At 28.7% G+C, this 21738-nt stretch carries 20 protein-coding genes and 1 riboswitch; of the genes, 13 read left to right on the top strand and 7 right to left on the bottom strand.

All coding sequences use genetic code 11. The annotated features are described in order from the left end of the window. The first annotated feature begins 7 nt into the window (after positions 1–7). A complete protein-coding gene (metG, locus tag CP523_RS08300) occupies positions 8–1951 on the top strand; it encodes a methionine--tRNA ligase (protein WP_120140770.1) in 1944 nt (647 codons plus the stop codon). Between the two features lie 225 nt (positions 1952–2176). On the opposite strand, the gene CP523_RS08305 is transcribed toward metG (CP523_RS08300), so the two are convergent. Then, positions 2177–3199: an IS6 family transposase gene (locus CP523_RS08305; RefSeq protein ID WP_120140473.1), complete on the bottom strand. Its 1023-nt coding sequence runs from the start codon at positions 3197–3199 to the stop codon at positions 2177–2179. Positions 3200–3322: 123 nt separating this feature from the next. Between CP523_RS08305 and metG (CP523_RS08310) the strand changes: the two genes are divergently transcribed. The 10 genes from metG (CP523_RS08310) to CP523_RS08355 all read left to right on the top strand — a co-directional run bounded on the left by metG (CP523_RS08310) (position 3323) and on the right by CP523_RS08355 (position 13001). Continuing rightward, complete coding sequence (gene metG / locus CP523_RS08310) at positions 3323–4951, top strand: methionine--tRNA ligase (RefSeq protein ID WP_066674739.1); 1629 nt, start codon at positions 3323–3325, stop codon at positions 4949–4951. Positions 4952–5171: 220 nt separating this feature from the next. Further along, positions 5172–5957: a TatD family hydrolase gene (locus CP523_RS08315; RefSeq protein WP_120140771.1), complete on the top strand. Its 786-nt coding sequence runs from the start codon at positions 5172–5174 to the stop codon at positions 5955–5957. A 270-nt stretch (positions 5958–6227) separates the two neighbouring features. After that, positions 6228–7277 carry a 3D domain-containing protein gene (locus CP523_RS08320; RefSeq protein ID WP_066674745.1) on the top strand — a complete coding sequence of 350 codons (1050 nt, stop codon included), beginning with the start codon at positions 6228–6230 and terminating at the stop codon, positions 7275–7277. A gap of 127 nt (positions 7278–7404) precedes the next feature. After that, on the top strand, positions 7405–7959 hold the full coding sequence (gene rnmV / locus CP523_RS08325; protein WP_066674747.1) for a ribonuclease M5: 555 nt from the start codon (positions 7405–7407) through the stop codon (positions 7957–7959). A 1-nt stretch (position 7960) separates the two neighbouring features. Next, positions 7961–8803 carry a 16S rRNA (adenine(1518)-N(6)/adenine(1519)-N(6))-dimethyltransferase RsmA gene (gene rsmA, locus CP523_RS08330; protein ID WP_120140772.1) on the top strand — a complete coding sequence of 281 codons (843 nt, stop codon included), beginning with the start codon at positions 7961–7963 and terminating at the stop codon, positions 8801–8803. 163 nt (positions 8804–8966) lie between these two features. After that, positions 8967–10340: a hypothetical protein gene (locus CP523_RS08335; protein ID WP_120140773.1), complete on the top strand. Its 1374-nt coding sequence runs from the start codon at positions 8967–8969 to the stop codon at positions 10338–10340. A gap of 106 nt (positions 10341–10446) precedes the next feature. After that, positions 10447–10923: a hypothetical protein gene (locus CP523_RS08340; RefSeq protein ID WP_128499326.1), complete on the top strand. Its 477-nt coding sequence runs from the start codon at positions 10447–10449 to the stop codon at positions 10921–10923. A 131-nt stretch (positions 10924–11054) separates the two neighbouring features. Continuing rightward, the gene (locus tag CP523_RS08345; protein WP_066674762.1) at positions 11055–11894 is read left to right on the top strand and encodes a YhfM domain-containing protein; all 840 of its coding nucleotides are present in this window, start codon (positions 11055–11057) and stop codon (positions 11892–11894) included. Positions 11895–11908: 14 nt separating this feature from the next. Continuing rightward, positions 11909–12748: an Mrp/NBP35 family ATP-binding protein gene (locus tag CP523_RS08350; RefSeq protein ID WP_066674763.1), complete on the top strand. Its 840-nt coding sequence runs from the start codon at positions 11909–11911 to the stop codon at positions 12746–12748. A 64-nt stretch (positions 12749–12812) separates the two neighbouring features. Further along, positions 12813–13001, top strand: coding sequence for a ferredoxin (locus tag CP523_RS08355; protein WP_066674765.1), 189 nt, complete (start codon positions 12813–12815; stop codon positions 12999–13001). Positions 13002–13055: 54 nt separating this feature from the next. On the opposite strand, the gene thiT is transcribed toward CP523_RS08355, so the two are convergent. The 6 genes from thiT to CP523_RS08385 form a co-directional block, all read right to left on the bottom strand. Then, positions 13056–13697, bottom strand: coding sequence for an energy-coupled thiamine transporter ThiT (gene thiT / locus CP523_RS08360; protein ID WP_120140775.1), 642 nt, complete (start codon positions 13695–13697; stop codon positions 13056–13058). Between the two features lie 66 nt (positions 13698–13763). Further along, positions 13764–13862, bottom strand: a riboswitch (TPP riboswitch). Positions 13863–13890: 28 nt separating this feature from the next. Continuing rightward, positions 13891–14097 carry a hypothetical protein gene (locus CP523_RS08365; RefSeq protein ID WP_120140776.1) on the bottom strand — a complete coding sequence of 69 codons (207 nt, stop codon included), beginning with the start codon at positions 14095–14097 and terminating at the stop codon, positions 13891–13893. A gap of 108 nt (positions 14098–14205) precedes the next feature. After that, positions 14206–15048 carry a DegV family protein gene (locus CP523_RS08370; RefSeq protein ID WP_066674770.1) on the bottom strand — a complete coding sequence of 281 codons (843 nt, stop codon included), beginning with the start codon at positions 15046–15048 and terminating at the stop codon, positions 14206–14208. A 180-nt stretch (positions 15049–15228) separates the two neighbouring features. Continuing rightward, positions 15229–15684 (bottom strand): PadR family transcriptional regulator, encoded by a 456-nt coding sequence (locus CP523_RS08375; RefSeq protein WP_066674772.1) that lies wholly within the window; start codon positions 15682–15684, stop codon positions 15229–15231. 1 nt (position 15685) lies between these two features. Next, a complete protein-coding gene (locus tag CP523_RS08380) occupies positions 15686–16531 on the bottom strand; it encodes a DegV family protein (RefSeq protein ID WP_066674775.1) in 846 nt (281 codons plus the stop codon). Between the two features lie 166 nt (positions 16532–16697). Continuing rightward, on the bottom strand, positions 16698–17696 hold the full coding sequence (locus CP523_RS08385) for a DUF3048 domain-containing protein (protein ID WP_066674777.1): 999 nt from the start codon (positions 17694–17696) through the stop codon (positions 16698–16700). A 257-nt stretch (positions 17697–17953) separates the two neighbouring features. Between CP523_RS08385 and nrdD the strand changes: the two genes are divergently transcribed. Beyond that, positions 17954–20071 (top strand): anaerobic ribonucleoside-triphosphate reductase, encoded by a 2118-nt coding sequence (gene nrdD, locus CP523_RS08390; protein WP_120140777.1) that lies wholly within the window; start codon positions 17954–17956, stop codon positions 20069–20071. 468 nt (positions 20072–20539) lie between these two features. After that, on the top strand, positions 20540–21703 hold the full coding sequence (gene nifV / locus CP523_RS08395) for a homocitrate synthase (protein ID WP_066674781.1): 1164 nt from the start codon (positions 20540–20542) through the stop codon (positions 21701–21703). Positions 21704–21738: the final 35 nt, after the last annotated feature.

Genomic DNA, 21738 nt, shown 5'->3' on the forward strand with positions numbered 1-21738 from the left:
AATAAATATGTGTAAAAAACCTTATTATATAACTACACCAATTTACTATCCATCAACAAAACTTCATATTGGAAATACTTATACTACAGTAGCAGCAGATGCTTTAGCTAGATATAAGAGATTAACAGGATATGACGTAATGTTCTTAACAGGAACTGATGAACATGGACAAAAAATACAAAGAATAGCAGAAGAAAAGGGTATTACGCCAATAGAACATACAAATGAAATTGTTGCTGGAATAAAAGATCTTTGGAAGATGATGAATATTAGTTATGATAAATTTATAAGAACAACTGATGATTATCATATAAAAGCTGTTCAAGAAATATTTAAGAAATTATATGATAATGGAGATATATATAAGTCTTCATATGAAGGGTTATATTGTACACCTTGTGAGTCATTCTGGACAGAAACTCAATTAGTTAATGGAAACTGCCCAGATTGTGGAAGACCAGTTGAAAAATCAAAAGAAGAAGCTTACTTCTTCAAAATGAGCAAGTATGCAGATAGGCTAATAGAATATATAGAATCTCATTCAGATTTTATACAACCAGAATCAAGAAAAAATGAGATGCTTAATAATTTTTTAAAACCAGGACTTCAAGATCTTTGTGTATCAAGAACTAGTTTTAACTGGGGAGTTCCTGTAACATTTGATGAAGGTCATGTAGTTTATGTATGGATAGATGCACTTTCAAACTATATAACAGCATTGGGATATGGAAGTGACAATAAGGAATTATATGAAAAGTTCTGGCCAGCAGATGTACATTTAATAGGTAAGGATATTTTAAGATTCCATACTATATATTGGCCAATTATGTTAATGGCGCTAGATTTACCATTACCAAAGCAAGTTTTTGGTCATGGGTGGTTACTTGTTGATGGTGGCAAAATGTCAAAATCAAAAGGAAATGTTGTAGATCCAGTAACATTAGTAGAGAATTTTGGTGTTGATGCAGTAAGATATTATTTATTAAGAGAAATACCATTTGGTTCAGATGGACTATTTAATAATGAAATATTCATAAAGAAAATAAATTCAGACCTTTGTAACGACCTAGGAAATTTACTTTCAAGAACAGTTGCAATGGTAGAAAAGTATTTTGATGGAGTTATACCAGCTCCAATAGCAAAAGAAGCTATAGATAATGAGTTAATAAATCTTGCATTAGAAACTCCTAAAAATGTAGATAAAGCTATAGATGAATTAAGAATTCCAGAAGCATTAGAAAATATATTTACATTAATAAGAAGAGCAAATAAGTATATAGATGAAACAACACCTTGGATATTAGCAAAGGATGAGGAAAAGAAAGAAAGATTAGGAACAGTACTATATAATCTATCTGAAAGTTTAAGATTTTCATCAGTGCTTTTATCAGCATTTCTACCAGAAACAAGCATAAAGATAAATGATCAATTAAATACTAAATGTATAGATTGGAATTCATTAGAAAGCTTTGATGGAACCGTTGTAGGAACAGAAGTTAAAAAAGGTGAAAGTCTTTTCCCAAGAATAGATGTAGATAAAAAACTTGCTGAATTAGAAGCATTAAGAGAAGCTCAATTAGCGGAAAATAAGAAAAATGAGAAAAGAGAAATAGTTCCTATAAAAGAAGAAATAACAATAGAAGATTTTGAAAAAATTGATTTAAGAGTAGTAAAAGTATTGGCTTGTGAACCAATAAAGAAAGCTAAGAAATTACTTAAGTTAAAAGTAGATATAAATGGTGAAGAAAGACAGGTAGTTTCAGGAATAGCTCAATATTACAAGCCAGAAGAGTTAGTAGGAAAATATGTTGTTTTAGTGGCTAATTTAAAGCCAGTCACATTAAGAGGCGAATTATCACAAGGTATGATACTAGCAGCATCTACCGATGATGATAGCTTACTAAATGTGGTAAATCCAGGAGAATTACCAACAGGAAGTCAAGTTAGATAATGAAATAAAATTTAGAAAAGAAATTCAGCTAAGGCTGAATTTCTTTTACAAAGTATTATTTTAAACATGTATAGAATCTGTTAAGTTGATATGAAAAAATAGCTTGATTTTTCATAGAATTACTTGCTCTTTGAAAATTATATAAGTTTGAATGTTTTATTGTATGGCAAATAAGCCTACAATAGCATTGATTTTTTGCAGGTTAATCAAAGGTATTAAATTTAATTAAGATGCTGAAAACCAAGAGTTTTTAGCAAAGCTATCGCTGGCGAAGCCGGCAACTTCTGCTGGAGTACAGTTATTTAATGATCCATGTGGTCTAATAAAGTTATAGTGAAAGATAAATAAATATATAAGGTTATTAGCTTTTTGAAAAGAGTTGAATCCTTTCTTGGTTTTATACCAGGCTTTAAATGTTTTATTAAATGATTCAATTAAATTATTATTTGTATCACTAGACATTGGAGCTACAGGAATATGAGTTGTATTGGGCAATAGCGTAGCCACGGCTTCATTATATGAAGGTAATCTATCAGTTATAAAATTAGCTGGTTCACCAAATTTTTTAGCTTCATTTACCAATGCGTATGCTGAATCAGAACTTCTAGATTTAGTTAAATGAAATGCTAAAATAAATCTAGTTTCTGAATCAATAGCTAACCAAAGGTAGTATCTTTCACCATTAATAAATACTACTGTTTCATCAGCGTGCCAATCGTCAGATTGTAAGTTTAAACTAGCTTTAAATTTATCAGCCTTTTGTTTAAAGAAAGGTGCAAATTTATTAGTCCAACTGGCTATCGTGACATGAGATACTTTAATTCCAGAGTTAATCATCAAGAATTGAGAAATGGCTCTTGTTGATGAATTATTTAAAAAATATAGTGTTAATGCAGTTAGTATTACATGTAGCGGAAAACGCATTCCTTTCATTGAAAGGGAACCACTAACTAATTCACTAGAAGCTGTATCAATATTGGTGGTGTGATGTTTTACTATTATGTGATTACACTTCTTGTTATTGCACTTATAGCGATTGTAATGTTTATATGCATGATGTAAGTAAGTTCCCTTACCGCATCTAGGACATTTAGGATTATTTAGTTTAGGACGTCCGTCACCGTCGCCTAGGACGAATTGGCGCTTACACTGCTTACATTGATACTTTTGTTTAGCCTGCTTATTCATACCAAACTTATATAGTTTATCAGAATTACAGCGTGGGCATTTTATATTAGTTTTGCTCATTGTTCTTCTCTCCTTTTCGAAGGGGGTATTATTTAGTCTTGCAAACCTATTGTATTTCCTTGGGTTGAGAAGAGCAATGTTCATATAACTTAACAGATCGCATGTATAAAAAGGGGGGATTTTATGAATGTTATTATAGGTAATGCGTGGCCATATGCTAATGGACCACTTCATTTAGGAAGAATAGCAGTATGGATTCCGGGAGATGTAATAGCTAGATATCATAGATTGATGGGGGATGATGTAATTTTCATTTCAGGAACTGACTGTCATGGTACTCCTGTAACAATGAAGGCTAAGGAAGAAGAGATAACTCCTCTTGAAGCATCTATAAAATATCATGAAGAATTTAAAAAGTGTTTTAGTGGTTTAGGATTTTCTTTTGATATATTTGAGAAGACCCATTCAGAGTATCATGAAGCTAAGGTAAAAGATTTTATTTTAGACTTGTATAATAAGGGTTATATCTATGAAAAAAATGTAGAACAAATATATTGTGAAACTTGTGATAACTTTTTATTAGACAGATATATAGAGGGAAAATGTCCTTACTGTGGGGGAAATGCTTCAGGAGATCAATGTGACGAGTGTTCAGAAATTATAGATTCAGATGATCTTATAGACAAAAAATGTAAAGTTTGCAAAAATAATCCCATAAAAAAAGAAACCAAGCATTTATTTTTTGCTTTATCAAAGTTTGAAAATGATGTTCGAAGACTTTTTATAAGGCAACAGGGATGGAGAGAAAATGCCCAAAAAATAGTAAGTAGATATTTAAACGAAGGACTTAGAGACAGGGCTGTAACAAGAGACTTTAATTGGGGTGTTGATGTTCCATTAAATGGATATGGAGATAAAAAGATATTCGTTTGGATTGAAGCAGTTATGGGATATTTAACAGCTAGTATTAAGTGTTTAGAAAAAAGAGATGAAGACTACTTAGAATATTGGAATGGAGAAGATTCAAGAATTTATTTTGTACATGGTAAAGATAATATTCCTTTCCATACTATTATTTTTCCAGCTATTCTTTCAGGGCTTGGAATAAAAAATATAAATCTTAGAGTGATATCAAGTGAATATTTAAAATTAGAAGGAAAGAATTTTTCAGCAGTTAAAAATTGGGCTATATGGTCAGATTATATAGTAGAAAAGTATAATGTGGATTCTATTAGATATTATTTATTATATAATTCTCCAGAAAGAAGTGATACTGATTTTACTTGGAGAGAATTTATAAATACAATAAATAATGATCTAGTAGGAGCATTGGGGAATTTTGTGAATAGAACACTGTTATTTAGTAAGAGAAATTTTAATTCAAGAATTCCTAAGGGAAATATGCCCCAAAAGTTACAAGAAGATATTTTAAATTTGTATTTTGATGTCGGAGATAAGATTGAAGAGGGAAAGTTTAAAAGTGCCTTAGAGGATATTTTTAACTTTATAAGGAAAGCAAATAAATTGTTTGATGATGAAAAACCTTGGATTTCAATAGAAAAGAACAGAAAAAAATGTGAAGAAACAATTTATATTTGTATTCAAATTATTATTAACTTATCAAATTTATTAGAACCATTTATGCCTTTTACGTGTAAAAAAATAAGAAGTTTTTTAGGTTTAAATGAACCTATTTGGAGTTATGTAGAAAAAAAAGAAGGAATAATAAAGGATATTGAAATATTATTTGAAAGAGTAGATAAAAAAGTAGCAATTGAAGAAGTTAAGAGATTAAAAGAAAAAAAGCTATAAAAAGTGAAAACCCTAGAGTAATAATCAAATTTGGGGACGATTAAACTCTAGGGACCATTCTGTTAAGATGGTTTTAGGGGTAAATAATAATGCTTTAACTACTTTACAATACAAATATAAATGATAAATATGTCATTTATGTGACAAAAAGATAAACAAATTATTAAATATATTTAGTTATAGCATAAAACATATTAAAAGGTTAGTTAGGAGTGATAAAATGGAAAATAAGTATTTAATTTTTGATACACATGCACATTATGATGATGAAGCATTTGATGAAGATCGTGATCTTGTGTTAAGGGAAATAAATAAAAATGGTGTTATAGGAGTTATGAACTGCTCTTCAAGTTATGAAAGTATAGAGAAAACTGATAATTTAACTAAGAAATACGATTTTATTTATGGAGCATTAGGAATTCATCCTGAAAATGCAAATGAATTTAATTCTAAAGTTAAATCTGAAATAATAAATTATATAGAGCAGAATAATAAGATATTAGCTATAGGAGAAATAGGACTAGATTACTATTGGGATGAAAATCCATCTAAAGAAGTACAAAAAGAAGTTTTTAGGGCTCAAATGCAAATGGCGAAGGAATTAAAATTACCAGTTGTTATTCATGATAGGGAAGCACATGGAGATACCCTTGAAATAATAAAAGAATTTCCAGAAGTAAATGGTATTGTTCATTGTTTTTCAGGTAGTGTTGAATTTGCAAAAGAATGTGTAAAATTAGGTTATTATATAGGAATAACAGGGGTTGTAACATTTAAAAATGCTAAAAAAATAGTAGATGTAGTAAAAGAAATTCCTGTTGATAAGTTGTTGGTAGAAACAGACTGTCCTTATATGGCTCCTGTACCTAATAGAGGAAAAAGGAATAAATCAGACTATATAGGATATATAATAGAACAAATAGGAGATATAAAGGAAATTAATCCCAAAAAAGTAAATTTAAAGTTAAATCAAAATTTTAGAGACTTGCTTAAAAATAAAATATAAAGTAAAATTAGAACTATAACACAATATTTACTAAATTTGGAACATAAAGATATATAAGATATTTTTGGAAGAACAAAATCTACTTTAAGATAATAGTTATAATAACTGCTTAAAACTAATGCTATTATTTATTTTTTTTATTTAAATTTAATTTATGCACAGGGTGCATTTTGTAAGCAGTTTAAATAGAGCAAGATGTGTCATATTTGACAAACTATAGCATTTCAATATATAATGCTAAAGACGCTCTTGCCAAAGGAGGTAAAGTAGATGGTAGAAAAATATAAGGAATACCTGAAAAAAAATTTTTCTAACGGTCCAAAGGCAAAAATATTGTTAGGTGTTATAGTTATAGGCATTCTAGCAGTAACGTTCATTAATATGAGAAAGACAGTAACGGTAAGTATAGACGGAAAAGAGGAAACTTTTGTCACATATAAAGGGACTGTTAAAGATGTATTAACTACTAAGGGAGTAGAAATTGCTTCTAAGGATAAAGTTAAACCAGCTTTAGATAGCAAAGTAAAAGAATACACTAATATATCTATTAAAAAAGCTATTCCTGTAGAATTATCTGTAAGTAATAAAAATATTACTATTGATACAGCAGAAGATACTATAGGTGATATGTTAAAAGCAGAAGTAGAAGAACTAAAGAATGAAGGAATAGAATATAAAGAAGGTGTTGATGAAATTACACCTTCAGTTGACACAAAAATTGCAAAGGATCTCAAAATACAAATTGTTAAAGTTCATATAAAGGAAGAAATAGCGAGAGAAGCTATAGCCTTTGATGTTGTAGAAGAGAGTGATGCAAATCTTGATGTTAGCGTAGAGGAAGTAAGACAAGATGGAGCTGCTGGAGAAAAAGAAGTTGCTTATGAAGTAATTTATAAAGATGGCAAAGAGGTATCCAGGAATATAAAAAGCTCTAAAGTTATAACAGAACCCGTTAATAAAATAATTGTACAAGGTACAAGACAGAGTTTTGCTAGTAGAGATGGACAAATATTAGATTATAAAAAGCTAATATACTGTGAATCAACAGCGTATTACGGTGATGGAATAACAGCAACAGGTACTATACCTGTAAGAAATGTAAATGGTCTAAGTACTATATCAGTTGACCCAAGAGTAATTCCTCTAGGATCATTAGTATATGTAGAGGGATATGGAAAAGCTATAGCATCAGATACAGGTGGTGCTATAAAAGGTAATATAATTGATGTTTTCGTGAATTCACACGATGAAGCCTTTAGCTGGTGGGGAAGAAGATATGACGTACCAGTTTATATTTTGGCTTACCCAGGAGAATGGTAAAAAGGTGCTCTTAAGAGCACCTTTTTATTTATTTAATATAAATTTGACATAATATCCATATAAGGATAAATTATAATTAAATAGTAAGATTAAGATGAAGTTATAGTTAGGAAAGGAAGAGAATGTATTGATTAAAGAAGTTATAGTAGTAGAGGGTAGAGATGATATAACTGCAGTAAAACAGGCAGTAGATGCTGAAGTTATAGCTGTAGGTGGATTTGGAATAAATGCGAAAGTAATAGATAGAATAAAAGAGGCACAGAAGAGAAAAGGAGTTATAGTATTAACAGACCCGGATTTTGCAGGTGAAAAAATTAGAAGTATAATTTCTAAAAGAGTAAAAGGAATAAAGCATGCTTATATAGCACAAGAAGATGGAATTAAAGGTGACGATATAGGAGTAGAAAATGCTAAGCCCGAAGTTATAATAGAAGCTTTAAATAGAGCTAAAATATCGGAAGAAGTTATTGAAGAATTTTATACATCTCAAGATATGTTTTATTTTAAATTAACAGGAGATACTAATTCTAAACAAAGAAGAATAATGCTAGGTAAGGAGTTAGGAATTGGTTATGGAAATGCAAATCAAATGTTAACTAGATTAAATAAGTATTCAATAACTAAAGAAGAGTTTATTACTGCTATACAAAAAATAGACAAAGAAATGGAAGGAAATAAGTAGTATGGATATACAAGATGTTAAAACAGCAGAACTTGTTAAAAAGTATAATTTTAAGTTTTCAAAAAGCTTAGGGCAAAACTTTTTAATTGATGATTCTGTACCAAGGGATATAGTAAATGGTGCTGAAGTAGATGAAAATGACTTAGTAATAGAAATAGGTCCTGGAGTAGGAACTTTAACTGCACAATTATTAAAGAGGGCTAAAAAAGTTGTAGCCATAGAACTAGATAATGATTTAATACCTATATTACAGCAGGAGATTGGAGATAATCCTAAGTTTACATTAATACATAATGATGCTTTAAAGGTAGATTTCAATGAAATAATAGGTGAAGAAAAAAGTGTTAAACTTGTAGCTAATTTACCGTATTATGTTACTACTCCTATAATAGTCAAGCTTTTAAAAGAGGATTATAAGTTTAAGTCATTAACTATAATGATTCAAAAAGAAGTTGCAGAAAGAATGAATGCAGAACCAGGGAATAAAGATTACGGAGCGCTTTCATTATTAGTTCAGTATTATTGTAATACTAGTATTGTAAGAAGAGTACCACCACAATGTTTTATACCAAGACCAAAAGTGGATTCGATAGTTATAAGATTAGAGAGACTTGAAGAGCCAAAAGTTAAAGTTGAAAATGAAAAGTTATTTTTTGATATAATAAGAAGCTCTTTTAATATGAGAAGAAAAACTCTTTGGAATGGAGTTAAAAGCCTAGGATTAGATAAAGAAAAATTGGAGATAGCTTTTGAAAATGCAAATATAGATCCTAAGAGAAGAGGAGAAACTTTAAGTATAGAAGAATTTGCATGCTTATCAGATAAAATAAATGAACAGTTCTAAAAAATTTAATTTAAGAATAATATAATAGTGCCTAAGCGTATTAATGAAAAACTCGCAAGATTTTTAATGTATGTTAAAACTCTTGCGAGTTTATTTTTGAACATATTTATATATGGTAAGCATATAATATATTGAATTAATCTAAAATGGAGGTTTTAGAGGTTTGGCACAAATAAATAAATTGTATAGAAATTTTATTATTTTACAAGAAGATGAAAGAGGATATTCAAATTCTAACGATAAAACCCTATCAGGCTATTCTAAAATAGAAGCAAAGGGAGAAAAGTGTAAAGTATCTTTTTATGCTCAAAACCTAAAGGTTAATGATGACTATTGTATTATGCTTATATGCAATAAAAAGGATTCAAAAAAACTTATAAACCTAGGAAGCATTAAGGTTTCAGAAGGGGGAAAAGCAGAAGTTACAAAAGAATATTTTGTTGATAACATAGCTGGAGTTGGAATATCATATGACAAAATATCAGGTGCAGCAATAGTTAAGATGAAAGATGGTATTCCTATATTCATAATGTGTGGATTTATGAATGGTGAACAGCCATCAGATAATTGGAAAAATTATAAAATAATAAAATCAGAGGAAATTGTAGCTAAAGGAAAGTTAAAAATGCAATCTACAAAAAAAGAATATGAAAAAGATAAATGTAAGGAAAAACAAAAAGAAAAGAAGCATGAGAAGGAACATGAGAAGGAATCTGAAAAAGATAAGAAAAAAGAATGTAAATGTAAATGTAAAAGAGAAGATGAAATACAAGAATCAGAATATGTAGAAGTAGAAAGCGTAGAAGAAATAGAAAATGTAGAAGAAGTAGAGAATGTAGAAGAAGTAGAGGTTATAGATCCTACTTTAAATAGAGAAGAAAATGAAGAGGTTAAAAAGACAGAGGAAGAAAGCAAAACTAATAAGGATATAACAGAAGAATTAAAGGAAGAAATAAGAAATGAAATTAAAGATGAAATTAAAGATGAAGTTAGGAGTGAAATTAAAGAAGAGCTTAAGGAAGAAGTTAGAAGGGAAATGGCAGAAGAAATTAAGGCGAAAGAAGAAAGAAGTAAATTTGATGAATATGAAGCAATTGTTGAGGAAAAATCTGATGTTTTTGAAATAAGAGGTAGCGTTGGAGAATATTTTGAAGGAATTGCTATTGGATTTGAGCATTATAGAGGCTTTAAAGAGATAAAAAATTGCAAGTGGTATAAGGTTCAAGTTAATGATTTATATGAAATGTGTAATATGTCAAATTACAATAAATACACAGTTGCATATTACCCAATGTTGAATTATTATCCTTATATTAAAAAATATGGATATTTTATGTTGGGATATAAATGTGACAAGGAAGGTAACTTAAAATATATAATTTATGGAGTTCCAGGAAAGAAAGATAAGAATGAACAGCCATATGAAGGAAAAACAGGTTTTGTAACTTGGATAAGTGATGAGGATAAAGATAGCATAGGATGCTGGTTGATGTTCTATGATTTTAGAAACTCAACAGTTGTTGTACCTATGAAATAGTATATAAAATATTAGAGACTGTACTTAATAATTCCTAATGAGTATTAATAAAAAGAAAATCTATATTTTTACAGTCCTATTATCACTTATGTTTATCCTAGTATGTATGAAACAATTATTTAAAAATGATATAAGAAAAATAGCTCTTTTAAATAATGAAATAAGAGCTTTTAAAGAAGTGGATTTAGAAAATGGTAAGTATAAAATAGTATTACCGGAAAAATGGTCTGTTAATGAGAGAAATAAAAATATAGATGGTGTTGAGTTTGAGGCAACAATTAATGATAATAACAAAATAGATGGTACTATTAGCATTTTAGATGGAGTTAATGACTTAAATAATATTCCAGACACTATATTCAAGGATGTTAAAAATAGAAAATGTAAAGTATATGATGAGTATGGTGTTAAGTGGCATGTATTAGAATATAAAATGCCATATGATAATAAGTACAAAAATATATGTTATTTCAAAGAATACTCTAAGGGAAAGATTCTTATAATAAGTTTTCATTTTGATGAAAGCCAGTATAAACCAAGTATAAAAGTTGCTTTTGATGAAGTAGCTAAAGGATTTAGATAGTTTATAATAAGATTTGCCATTAAACAATTAAAGTATTATAATTTAGTTATAATTAGGAGAAGTTTAAACTTCTCCTAATTACTTATAAAGAATAAAAATACATAATAAAATCTTTAAAAAAGGAGATTACTATTTTGAATAGAAAAATATCGGTATGTATATTATTGATTATATTAATTAGTTTAAACTTCGTTGGTTGCGACTCTATAGATAATTTAAAGACAAAGTTTGGGGGGAAAAATGAGTATTTTGAGTATTTGAATACGGCTAAAAGTGATAAGATAAGTATTCAAAGTATCAGAGATCCAGGATTTAAGTTTATAGTAACCGATCCTAAGGCTATAAAGGATATGTATGAACTTTTATCTAGTGCTAAAATAGCTGATAAAAAGGCTGAGTTAGACCCAGATTATATTTTTGAGATAAATGTTGGTGATGAGGTAAAAAAATTCTATTATGTAGTGGGAGCATATGAAGGAAATTTTTATGATGGAAATACTAATTTTACAGTTTCAAAGAGGTTGGATGAAGGTATAATACAGAATTTATCAATAATAAGAAAGCCTAGAGATTTTGAATATGTATATTATAGATCAATTCTAGACGTTTTAGAAATGAAAAAATCTGGATTAAATAATGGAGAGTATAAAATAGGCATAAATATTCAAGGTGATATTGATTGTCTAAAATATGTATTTTCAACTGATTTGAAAGATTTTTTAAAAAATGCAAGAAAAATAAATCCAAATGTAGATTTAGTAAAAAATAATTCTAATGAATTTGATGTAGTTATTACTATAAAGAATAGAGGTTATAATAATACTACATATAAAACTAATATAACATTTGAAAATAAAAAGGATAAAATAAAAGAAGAGTTTTATGTAATGGCAACTAATGAATTTAAAGAGTGGGCTATTGATATTTATGAAGAAGAAAATTTACCTAAAGCTATAAAAGCAGAATGGTAAGAGGAGGAGAAAAAATGGGAAATTGTTCAACATGCCCTAGTAAGGACAAATGTACTTCAAAGACAAATGGTGAACCATCATGTGGAAAGGTGACACCTAATTATGGAATAATAAAAAATATAATTGGAGTAATTAGCGGTAAAGGTGGAGTTGGTAAATCAACAGTAACAGGTATATTAGCAAGTACTTTAAGAAAAAAAGGTTATAATGTAGGTGTATTAGATGCTGATATAACAGGTCCATCAATGCCAAGATTTTTTGGTATAAATGAAAAAAGAGCTATGATGCAACCAATAGGAGAGACAGGTGTAAAATATTTTCCTGTAAAAACTGAAAGTGGAATAGAGGTTATGTCAGTTAATCTTTTAATTCCAAATGAGGATGATCCAGTAATTTGGAGAGGTCCAATGGCTACTGGAGTATTATCACAATTATTTACAGATACAAACTGGGGAGAGTTAGATTACTTATTAATTGATATGCCACCAGGAACTTCAGATATAACACTAACTATAATGCAAAGTTTTCCTTTAACAGAACTAATAATAGTATCAACACCTCAAGATATGGTTTCTATGATAGTTAAAAAAGGAATTGTAATGGCCAATAAAATGGGTGTTCCTGTAAGAGGAGTAATAGAAAATATGGCATATATTACTTGTCCAGGATGTGATACAAAGATTAAAGTATTTAGTAAAAAATCAGCAGAAGAACATGCGGAGTATTTAGAATTACCTTTATTAGGAGAGCTTCCTATAAATCTAGATCTAACTGAAGCTTTAGAACAAGGAAAAGCTGAAGAATATGTAAGAAATAATGATTTATATTCATTAATATTTGAAGGTCTATATTAAAATACATAACTCCTTTCTAATTAGGGAATATTAATACTGAATTAATTTAGAAAGGAAGAGAGTTATGAAAGCAAAAGTAGATAAAGATACGTGTATAGGATGTGGATTATGTCCATCAATATGCCCTGAAGTATTTGAAATGGATGATGATGGAAAAGCTGTGGCAAAGGTTGCAGACGTTCCAGATTCAAATGTAGATGAAGCTAAGGATGCTGAATCAAGCTGTCCAGTAAGTGCAATTATAGTAGATTAGAAAAAAAGTTCTACCTTAAATTATTTAAGGTAGAACTTTTTTATTTATAAAATTTTAATTTAAACTTTGAGATTTATTAGATATATTATTTATAATCCTGTTAAAAGGTAGCAAGGAAATAATGATTAAACAAATTACTAGCTCACCGCCAACAGCAAATCCATTAACAGCTAAAGAGTATATAGCAGGTGACCATCCAGCAGGTGCAAACTCTCCAAAGAAAACATATCCAGATATAAAATGGAATACAAACTTTAAAGACATTCCTACTGTAGTTCCAAGCATTCTATTATTTTTAAAATATCCAGCAAATCCTACAGCCATATATGGAAGTGGATAGTCAAATAAAACTTGGATAGGATGAAGTATATAAGGATTTAATATTAAACTTATAATACCGAATAAAAATCCTGTTAATAATCCTATTTGAGGTCCATACATATAAGCAATTAATATTATAGGAACCATGCTACCTAGAGAAATACTTCCGCCTCCATTTGGAAGAACATATAGTTTAATCATGTTCAAAATAGTAGCAAGAGCAAGATCAATACCTATTCTAGTCATTATTTTAGCATTTAATTTAATGTTTTTAAATTTAATTATTGCTAATAAAAGCAGGACACCACCAATAATTGTTATAAGTGATAAAGGATTGTCCATTAATGTTGAAAAACTTTCTTTTAAATTTGACATAAAAAAATACCTCCTTATATTAATGCTAGGAGATATAAGATAAAAAATACACAAATGGTATTTATAAATATCATATATTAGCTTCCCTACGCTGGTATTATCCAGATCAGGTAAAGGGTTAATGTAATAAACATCTCTCAGCCAAAGGCACCCCTAGCATTTGTTAAATATAGGTTATATTTTAAAGTTTTTTCTAAAAAAAGTCAACTATATTATCTTTGTAAATTTTACCAGCATGATTATTGCAGTAACCAAAACTTCCAGATTGGCAAGATACATTAATATTACTACCTATTAAATTATAATTTCCAACTTCTGATAAGGGAAGTTTTATTATAGTATCATCTTCTAAGCAAACAAAGGCTTCAGTACTACTATAATCTATAATTTTACCTTTCAAAACTAACACCACCTAATTTTATTAATAATATTAGTTTGTTCAAAAGAGGTAATAATAATTCAAAAAAATACTGAACAAATATAATTATTTATTCAGTATTTATTAAATCTAAATTTTTTGAATAGCTAATCCAACCATACCTGGACCTGAATGAACAGCAACCATTGCCCCAACTGGCATAATTCCCATAAAGTTAACGTTATCTAATGATTTTATGGATTCTGAAAAAGCTAATACTTCATCCATACAGCCACCTTCAAGAACCCAAACATTGCATTTAGATTCATTAAGATGAGATTGTAAAATCTCAATCATCTTAGATAAAGATTGTTTTCTTCCTCTTACTTTATTAGAAGCGTAATATACACCATTATCGTCTACTGTTATAATTGGTTTTAAATGAAGAAACTGTCCTATAGTTCCAGCTAGTCTACCAATTCTTCCACCTTTTTTTAAATATTCTAATGTATTTAAAGTAAAATATCCTGTTATATTTTCACGGATTTTAGGTAATTCCTTTATTATATCTTCAAATGATTGTCCATTTTTCACTAATCGTGAAGCTTCAAGAACTAAAACACCCTGAGGAAAACCTATTATTTTACTATCATATACATATGATATAAGATTTGGATGTTCTTCTAATGCTAATCTGAAAGCATTAAATGTTCCAGATAATCCACTAGAAACTGAAATAGCTATAACATGAGTATAACCCTCATCCTCTAATTTTTTTAAAACCTTTTCAGAGGTTTTAGGACTAGGTAGAGATGTTGTAGGGATTTCTATAGGAAGCTTTTTATAAACTTCTTCTGGAGTTATTGTTATTTTATCCTCAAATTCTTCATTTGAATAGATAATCCTTAGAGGAAATAAATGTATATTATTTTCTTTTAATATTTCTATTGATAAATCAGATGCACTATCAGTTAAAATTGCTATTTTTTGCATATGTATTTATGGCCCCCTTTCTAATTATATTAATTATATATCATAGTTGATAACTATATCAATATTGATATAGTTAAATTTAAAATAAATTTAATTTTAAGTTTATATTTTTATTATCTGTAAAATTTATTTTATAATAAGGTGTAATTATTGGATTAAAAAAAGCGCCAAAAAAGACGCTTATAAATATAAATCCTTATAAATTATTTTAAAAACTTTAAGTGATTCTTCAATTTTAGGTTTTAATAATGATTTTCTATGATTGTATTCTTCTAGTCCTTTTGGTGTTAGGGAATAAAATTTCTGAAATTTTTTATGAGGATCATCCCACTTACCTATGACATATCCTTCTTTTTCTAATTTTTTTAATAAAGGATATATTCCCCCAGTACTAGGAACCCAGAGTCCTTTGGTATTCTCTCCTATTTTATGAGCTATTTCGTTTCCATTAATAGGTCCTAAAGTTAAAATGTGAAGAACATAGATAGGTAACAAGCCTTTAGTAAAAACTTGACCTACAGATTCTTTTTCTTTCTGAATTTTTTTTAACTCAGCTAATTTTCTTTTATATTCTTCGTGAATTCTTTGTTCTTCTGCTTTAATATCTTCAATATTACTAAAGCTAAGATTATTCATATTAATTTACCTTTTGAATAGCTAATCCTATTAAGCCTGGTCCCGCATGAACACCAAGAGCTGGACTAATTTCAGAAATCCCAACATTTAAAATATTATCTAATTTAAGTAGTGTTTCTAAGTAGCTTTTAGCAGTTTTAAGAGCGCCACCTTGAAGAACCCAAACATTACACTTGCTTTTTTCTAATTCTTTTTTTAGGATATCTGTAAGCTTTGTTAGAGCTTGCTTATGTCCTCTTGCTTTACAAACAGTATAATATACACCATTTTCATCTACAGTTATAATAGGTTTTAAATTAAGAATTTCACCTATAGTTCCTGCTACCCTACCAATTCTTCCACCTTTTTTTAAATACTCTAATGTATCTATAGTAAAATAGCCTGTTATATTAGAATGAATTTTAGGTAATACCTCTGTAATTTCTTCGAAGGATTTTCCTTCTTCTATTAATTTGGCTGTTTCTAGTACTAATAGTCCTTCTGGAAAAGCTAATATTTTACTATCATATACATGAGAAGTTAGTTTTGGATGATCTTCTAGAGCCAGTCTTATGGCGTTAAATGTTCCAGATAATCCACTGGATATAGTAATTGCTATAACATGAGTATATCCATCATTTTCTAAACCATCTAATATATTATGAATTGTTTCTGCACTAGGTAAAGAAGTTTTTGGAACTTCATTTTTCAAATTATTATAAACTTCTTCAGCACTTATATCTATTTTATCTTGAAATTCTTTATCAGAATAAATAAGTTTTAAAGGTAATAATTTTATATTTTTTTCTTTCATAGTTTCAAGTGATAAATCACAAGCACTATCTGTTAGTATTGCTATTTTTTGCACGTATATCCCTCCTAATAATTTCCGTTTAATATTAATTATATTATAGCATACCAAATTATTATATCAATAGTGATAAGGTTAAAAGTAATCACTATTGATATAGTTTGTAGTATATACTAAAATTATTCAATTTATAATAAATAAAAAAACCACCTTAAAGGTGGCTTTAATTAAATGTTATATTGGAATCCTTGTCTAGTATATGCCAAATTGTTTTACCTTGAGATAGAGGGACTATATTTCCATCATAATCATATAACATAGTTTTTGAATTTTTATCTTCTTTTTTCCAAAGAATATTTAAATAATGACCATTTGAAAATACATATCCTTCACCTTCGCCAATTAAATCTATATCTATGTGGTTATTGTCTGCCTGTAGTTGAATATTAGTTTTTTGAATAACTACATTTTTAAATTTTAAAGGTGAGTTTGTTAATGCATCAGTAGCTATTTCTCCATCCATAGATTTAGTAAAAAAACCATTATCATAGGTATAGGATGTATTGTAGAATCTATTTATATTTAAATTTAAATTTTTGATTTCTGAAAGCTTTTCATTTGAATAATATTCATTATTAAATGTTGCAAATGTCTTAGGTTTTGAGTTAAAATCTTTATCTATTATAAATTTAGTTATATTTTCAGCGGAAGTGTATAAATTGTGGGGAGCTTTTCTGGAAGTATCTCTCCAAAAGTATTTGCCATTAGATATTTCATTTATACTCATAATTGATTGGTCTTTGGAGATTGTTGATAATGCTTCGGCTGAACCTCCACAATGAGCAAAGGCTAAGTTATTTTCGTTAGCAATTTCTAGAAAGTAAGGGCGTATACTTCTAACAGGGCCTACTGTTTTAGGTTGCTCTTTGTGAAATAAGGCCATAAATCTAGGAATTCCACCTTCAGCTAAAGTTTCATAAATTACATCGGCGTAGGATAAACCACTTTGTGGTCTAGCATAAACAGAGTTTTCTACCATTACCATAAAAGGTGTGTTATTATTTATATCTTGAGATACTTCTTCTCCAGTATAATAAGAATAAATTTTCTTAGAAGCATTAGTTTCATTAAAAACATCAGCAGATTTATCTGGAGTTTTGGAACAGCTTATTAATCCACAAATGAACATTACTATAAATAATGATGATAAAAGTTTCTTCATAAATAAAATCTCCTTAAAATAAATTTGAAAGGTAACATATAGCTTTTAATAACAATATATTATTAATGTATGTTGAAATATGAGTAGATTTAAAAATTTATGTTTATCTAAAAAAGGGTAAAAAATGAAGAAAGAGTGATGTAATTTAAGAATAAAGTTGAAGAAATTAATCGTAGCAACTTTGATGATAAAAATGGAATGGAGTATAATAGTTACTAGTTGAAAATACAATATATTGTGCGATAGGGGTTGAGCATGTGCTATATGTAGTAAAAAGGGACGGCAGAGAAGTAGATTTCGATGCTGTAAAAATATCAAATGCAATAAAGAGTTCAGGCGAAGAAGTAGGAAGAATACTTAGAGAAAGCCAAGTTTTAGATACTGTTCAGAAGGTTATTAATTATATAGAAATGTCTGGACAGAATAGGATAACTGTAGAAGAAATTCAAAATTTAGTAGAGAAAGCATTGCTTGACAGTGGATATAAGGACATAAAACTAGCTTATTCTAACTATAGAGAACAAAGAACTCAAGTTAGAGAAATAAAATCAGATTTAATGAAAGCAATTCAAAGAATAGGGGTTGAAACAGATAGGGATAATGCTAATGTAGGTAATAACTTTAGTTCAAAATTACTTAGGATAGCATCAGAATCAAATAAATGGCACAATTTGGCTAGTATGCCAAAAGAATTAGCAAAAGCACATGAAAATGGTGATTTATATTATCACGATTTAGATAGTTACAACTTAACTACTAACTGCTTACACATACCTACAGGAGAAATATTGACAAAAGGTTTTAATACAGGATATGGAACAATAAAGGCTCCAAGAAGAATAGAAACAGCAGCAGAACTTTCATGTATATTACTTCAATCAACTCAAAATGATATGTTTGGGGGTCAAGCACATCCAGATTTTGATAATGATATGTCTGTATTTATAAAACCAACAAGAGACGAAATTAGAAGTGAATTAGAAGAGTTAGGTATTAGTGAAGATAAGTTAGATATTTTAACAGAAGAAAAATTGAAAAAGAGAATACATCAAGCTATGCAAGGGGTAGTATATAATTTAAATACTATGCATTCTAGGGCAGGATCTCAAGTTCCATTTAGTTCTATAAATTTGGGAATACCAACATCTAAGGATGCAGCTTTAGTTTGTGAAATTTTCTTATTAGAATATGAAAAAGGGTTAGGCAAAGGTGAACAACCAATATTCCCTAACATAATTTTTAGAGTTAAAGAAGGCGTTAATAGAGAAGTTAATGATCCATATCATTATTTATATCAATTAGCTTGTAGAGTTGCAGCTAAAAGAATGAATCCGACATTTATGAATATAGATGCTGATTTTAATAAAGAATATTATGATATGGGATATATGCCAGCAACTATGGGATGTAGAACCTATTTAATGAAAAACATAAATGGTGAGCCAGGATGTAAAGGAAGAGGTAATATAGCACCAACTACAATAAACTTACCAAGAATAGGAATTCAAGCAAAGGGAAATTTAGATAAATTCTTTGAAATCTTACAAGCAAGATTGGAACTTTCAAAAGAATCATTACTTCATAGATATGGGGTATTGAAAAATCTTAAAGTTAAAGATTTACCTTTTGTTGCAGGTCAAGGTTTAATGAAAGGATCAGAAAATCTAAAACCTGATGACACAATAGAACCTATATTAAAACAAGGAACTTGGGGAATTGGATTTATTGGGCTTGCAGAGACGTTAGTAGCTCTTACAGGAAAACACCATGGAGAAGATTCAGAAACAAGAAAATTAGGGCTTAAAATAATATCATATATTAGAGAGTATACTGATAGAATTACAGAAGAAACTAAGCTAAATTGGAGCTGTTATGCAACTCCTGCTGAAGGTCTTTCAGGAAAGTTTATAAAACAAGATCAAAGTATATTTGGATATATAAAAGGAGTTACAGATAAGGAGTACTATACAAATAGTTTCCATGTACCAGTAAATTTTCCTATATCAATTAAATGTAAAATAGATATAGAAGCTCCATACCATAAACTTTGCAATGCAGGACATATAAGTTATTTAGAAGTTGATGATTGTCCATCAGGAGAGGCAATTATGGATATTTTAGATTATGCATATAAGAACACTAATATAAGTTATTTAGGAATTAACTTTCACATAAGATATTGTAAAAATTGTGGTACGTATTTAAGTAGTAGCGAAAATACATGTAATAAATGTGGTAGTATGGATATACAAGGAATATCTAGAGTTACAGGATATTTAAGTTTGGATGAAAGATTTGGTCCAGGAAAATATCATGAAAGAGAAGATAGAAAATCTCATACAGGAACAAATAAAAATAACTATCAAGTTTTATAATAATTTGTTTTAAGGTTAAGATTAAAATTTAAATAGCTGAAATAGTAAAGAGGATTCTTAAATTGAATCCTCTTTTTTATATTTTGAAGTAATATATTATGAGAATAATAGAATAATTTATAGGATTAAATAAAATTAATTAAGAATAATTTATGTATATTTATACGTAAATGCTTTAAATTTATAGTTAATCAATCTTATTTATTATGAAATAATTGCAGGAATAAATATAAAAATTTCATTTTTAAACTTTAAAATGTAATTATTTTATTATAATAAGAATAAAATGAAATAAAAAAATAAAAACTTGCAAATTAGGTGAATTTTTTTTGTGTGAATAACTTGTTTATAATATTTTGATGTGATAAAATTGGAATAGAATAACAGGAATAAGTTGTAAAATATGGGGCACTAATGATTTTTAAGTCAGAAAATTAAAAAAATAAGCAATAAAAAGGGGGAGTTAATGTGGCTATTAAAAATTTAAATAATGGTAAGGAACTTTATATTGTAGATACGACATTACGTGATGGTGAGCAAACGGCAGGTGTTGTTTTTGCAAATGAAGAAAAAGTAGCAATTGCTTCAATGTTAGGGGAATTAGGAGTAGATCAGCTTGAAGTAGGCATACCTGCTATGGGAGGCGATGAAAAGGAAGCAATTAAACAAATAGTAAAAAGAAATAAAAAGACAAGCATTATGGCGTGGAATAGAGCGGTAATTAAAGATATTGAACAGTCAATTGATTGTGGGGTTGATGCTGTTGCAATATCTATTTCTGTATCAGATATTCATATAAAAAATAAATTAAGAACCTCAAGGGAGTGGGTTCTTGAAAATATGGCTAAAGCAGTAGATTTCGCTAAAAGAAATGGATTATATGTGTCTGTAAATGGAGAAGATGCATCTAGAGCTGATGTTGAATTTCTTATTAAGTTTATAAAAGAAGCTAAAATTGTAGGAGCTGATAGATTTAGATATTGTGATACTGTTGGTATAATGGAGCCATTTAAGATAAAGAAAGATATTAATTACTTATATGAAAGTACAGGGTTTGATATAGAAATGCATACCCATAATGATTTTGGTATGGCGACAGCTAATGCTATTGCAGGAATTGAAGGCGGAGCTTCTCATGTTGGAGTAACGGTAAATGGTTTAGGAGAAAGAGCTGGAAATGCTGCATTAGAGGAAGTACTAATGGCATTGATGTTTGTGCACAACTATAAAGGCAATATAGATACAACTATGTTTAGAGAAGTTTCGGAATATGTATCTAGAGCATCAGGAAGAATTTTACCTTCATGGAAAGCTATTGTTGGGGATAATATGTTTGTACATGAGTCAGGAATACATGCAGATGGAGCCATAAAAAATCCTAAAAATTATGAAGCGTTTGATCCAGATATAGTTGGATTAGAAAGACAAATAGTTATTGGAAAACATTCAGGTAGAGCTGGAATAGTAAATAAATTTAAAGAATATGGAATAGAACTTGATGATGATTCATCAAAGTTTATTTTGCAAATGGTAAGATCAACTTCTATAAGGCTTAAGAGAAGTTTATTTGATAAAGAGTTAGTACAGCTTTATAAAGAATATCAAAGGGTACAAAAAGAGAAAGTTTATTAAAAAGCAATAAGCAATTAAAAAGGGGAGTTAAAATA

It is taken from the genome of Clostridium septicum (assembly GCF_003606265.1).
GTDB classification, from domain to species: Bacteria; Bacillota; Clostridia; order Clostridiales; family Clostridiaceae; genus Clostridium; species Clostridium septicum.

Bases quoted from the DNA above. Each gene is read 5' to 3' on its own strand.
- metG (WP_066674739.1), top strand. From the start codon at position 3,323: ATGAATGTTATTATAGGTAATGCGTGGCCATATGCTAATGGACCACTT.
- CP523_RS08370 (WP_066674770.1), bottom strand. From the start codon at position 15,048: ATGCAAAAAATAGCAATTTTAACTGATAGTGCATCTGATTTATCAATA.
- CP523_RS08320 (WP_066674745.1), top strand. From the start codon at position 6,228: ATGGTAGAAAAATATAAGGAATACCTGAAAAAAAATTTTTCTAACGGT.
- CP523_RS08315 (WP_120140771.1), top strand. From the start codon at position 5,172: ATGGAAAATAAGTATTTAATTTTTGATACACATGCACATTATGATGAT.
- CP523_RS08340 (WP_128499326.1), top strand. From the start codon at position 10,447: ATGAAACAATTATTTAAAAATGATATAAGAAAAATAGCTCTTTTAAAT.
- CP523_RS08305 (WP_120140473.1), bottom strand. From the start codon at position 3,199: ATGAGCAAAACTAATATAAAATGCCCACGCTGTAATTCTGATAAACTA.
- metG (WP_120140770.1), top strand. From the start codon at position 8: ATGTGTAAAAAACCTTATTATATAACTACACCAATTTACTATCCATCA.
- CP523_RS08385 (WP_066674777.1), bottom strand. From the start codon at position 17,696: ATGAAGAAACTTTTATCATCATTATTTATAGTAATGTTCATTTGTGGA.
- rsmA (WP_120140772.1), top strand. From the start codon at position 7,961: ATGGATATACAAGATGTTAAAACAGCAGAACTTGTTAAAAAGTATAAT.
- thiT (WP_120140775.1), bottom strand. From the start codon at position 13,697: ATGTCAAATTTAAAAGAAAGTTTTTCAACATTAATGGACAATCCTTTA.
- CP523_RS08375 (WP_066674772.1), bottom strand. From the start codon at position 15,684: ATGAATAATCTTAGCTTTAGTAATATTGAAGATATTAAAGCAGAAGAA.
- CP523_RS08355 (WP_066674765.1), top strand. From the start codon at position 12,813: ATGAAAGCAAAAGTAGATAAAGATACGTGTATAGGATGTGGATTATGT.
- CP523_RS08350 (WP_066674763.1), top strand. From the start codon at position 11,909: ATGGGAAATTGTTCAACATGCCCTAGTAAGGACAAATGTACTTCAAAG.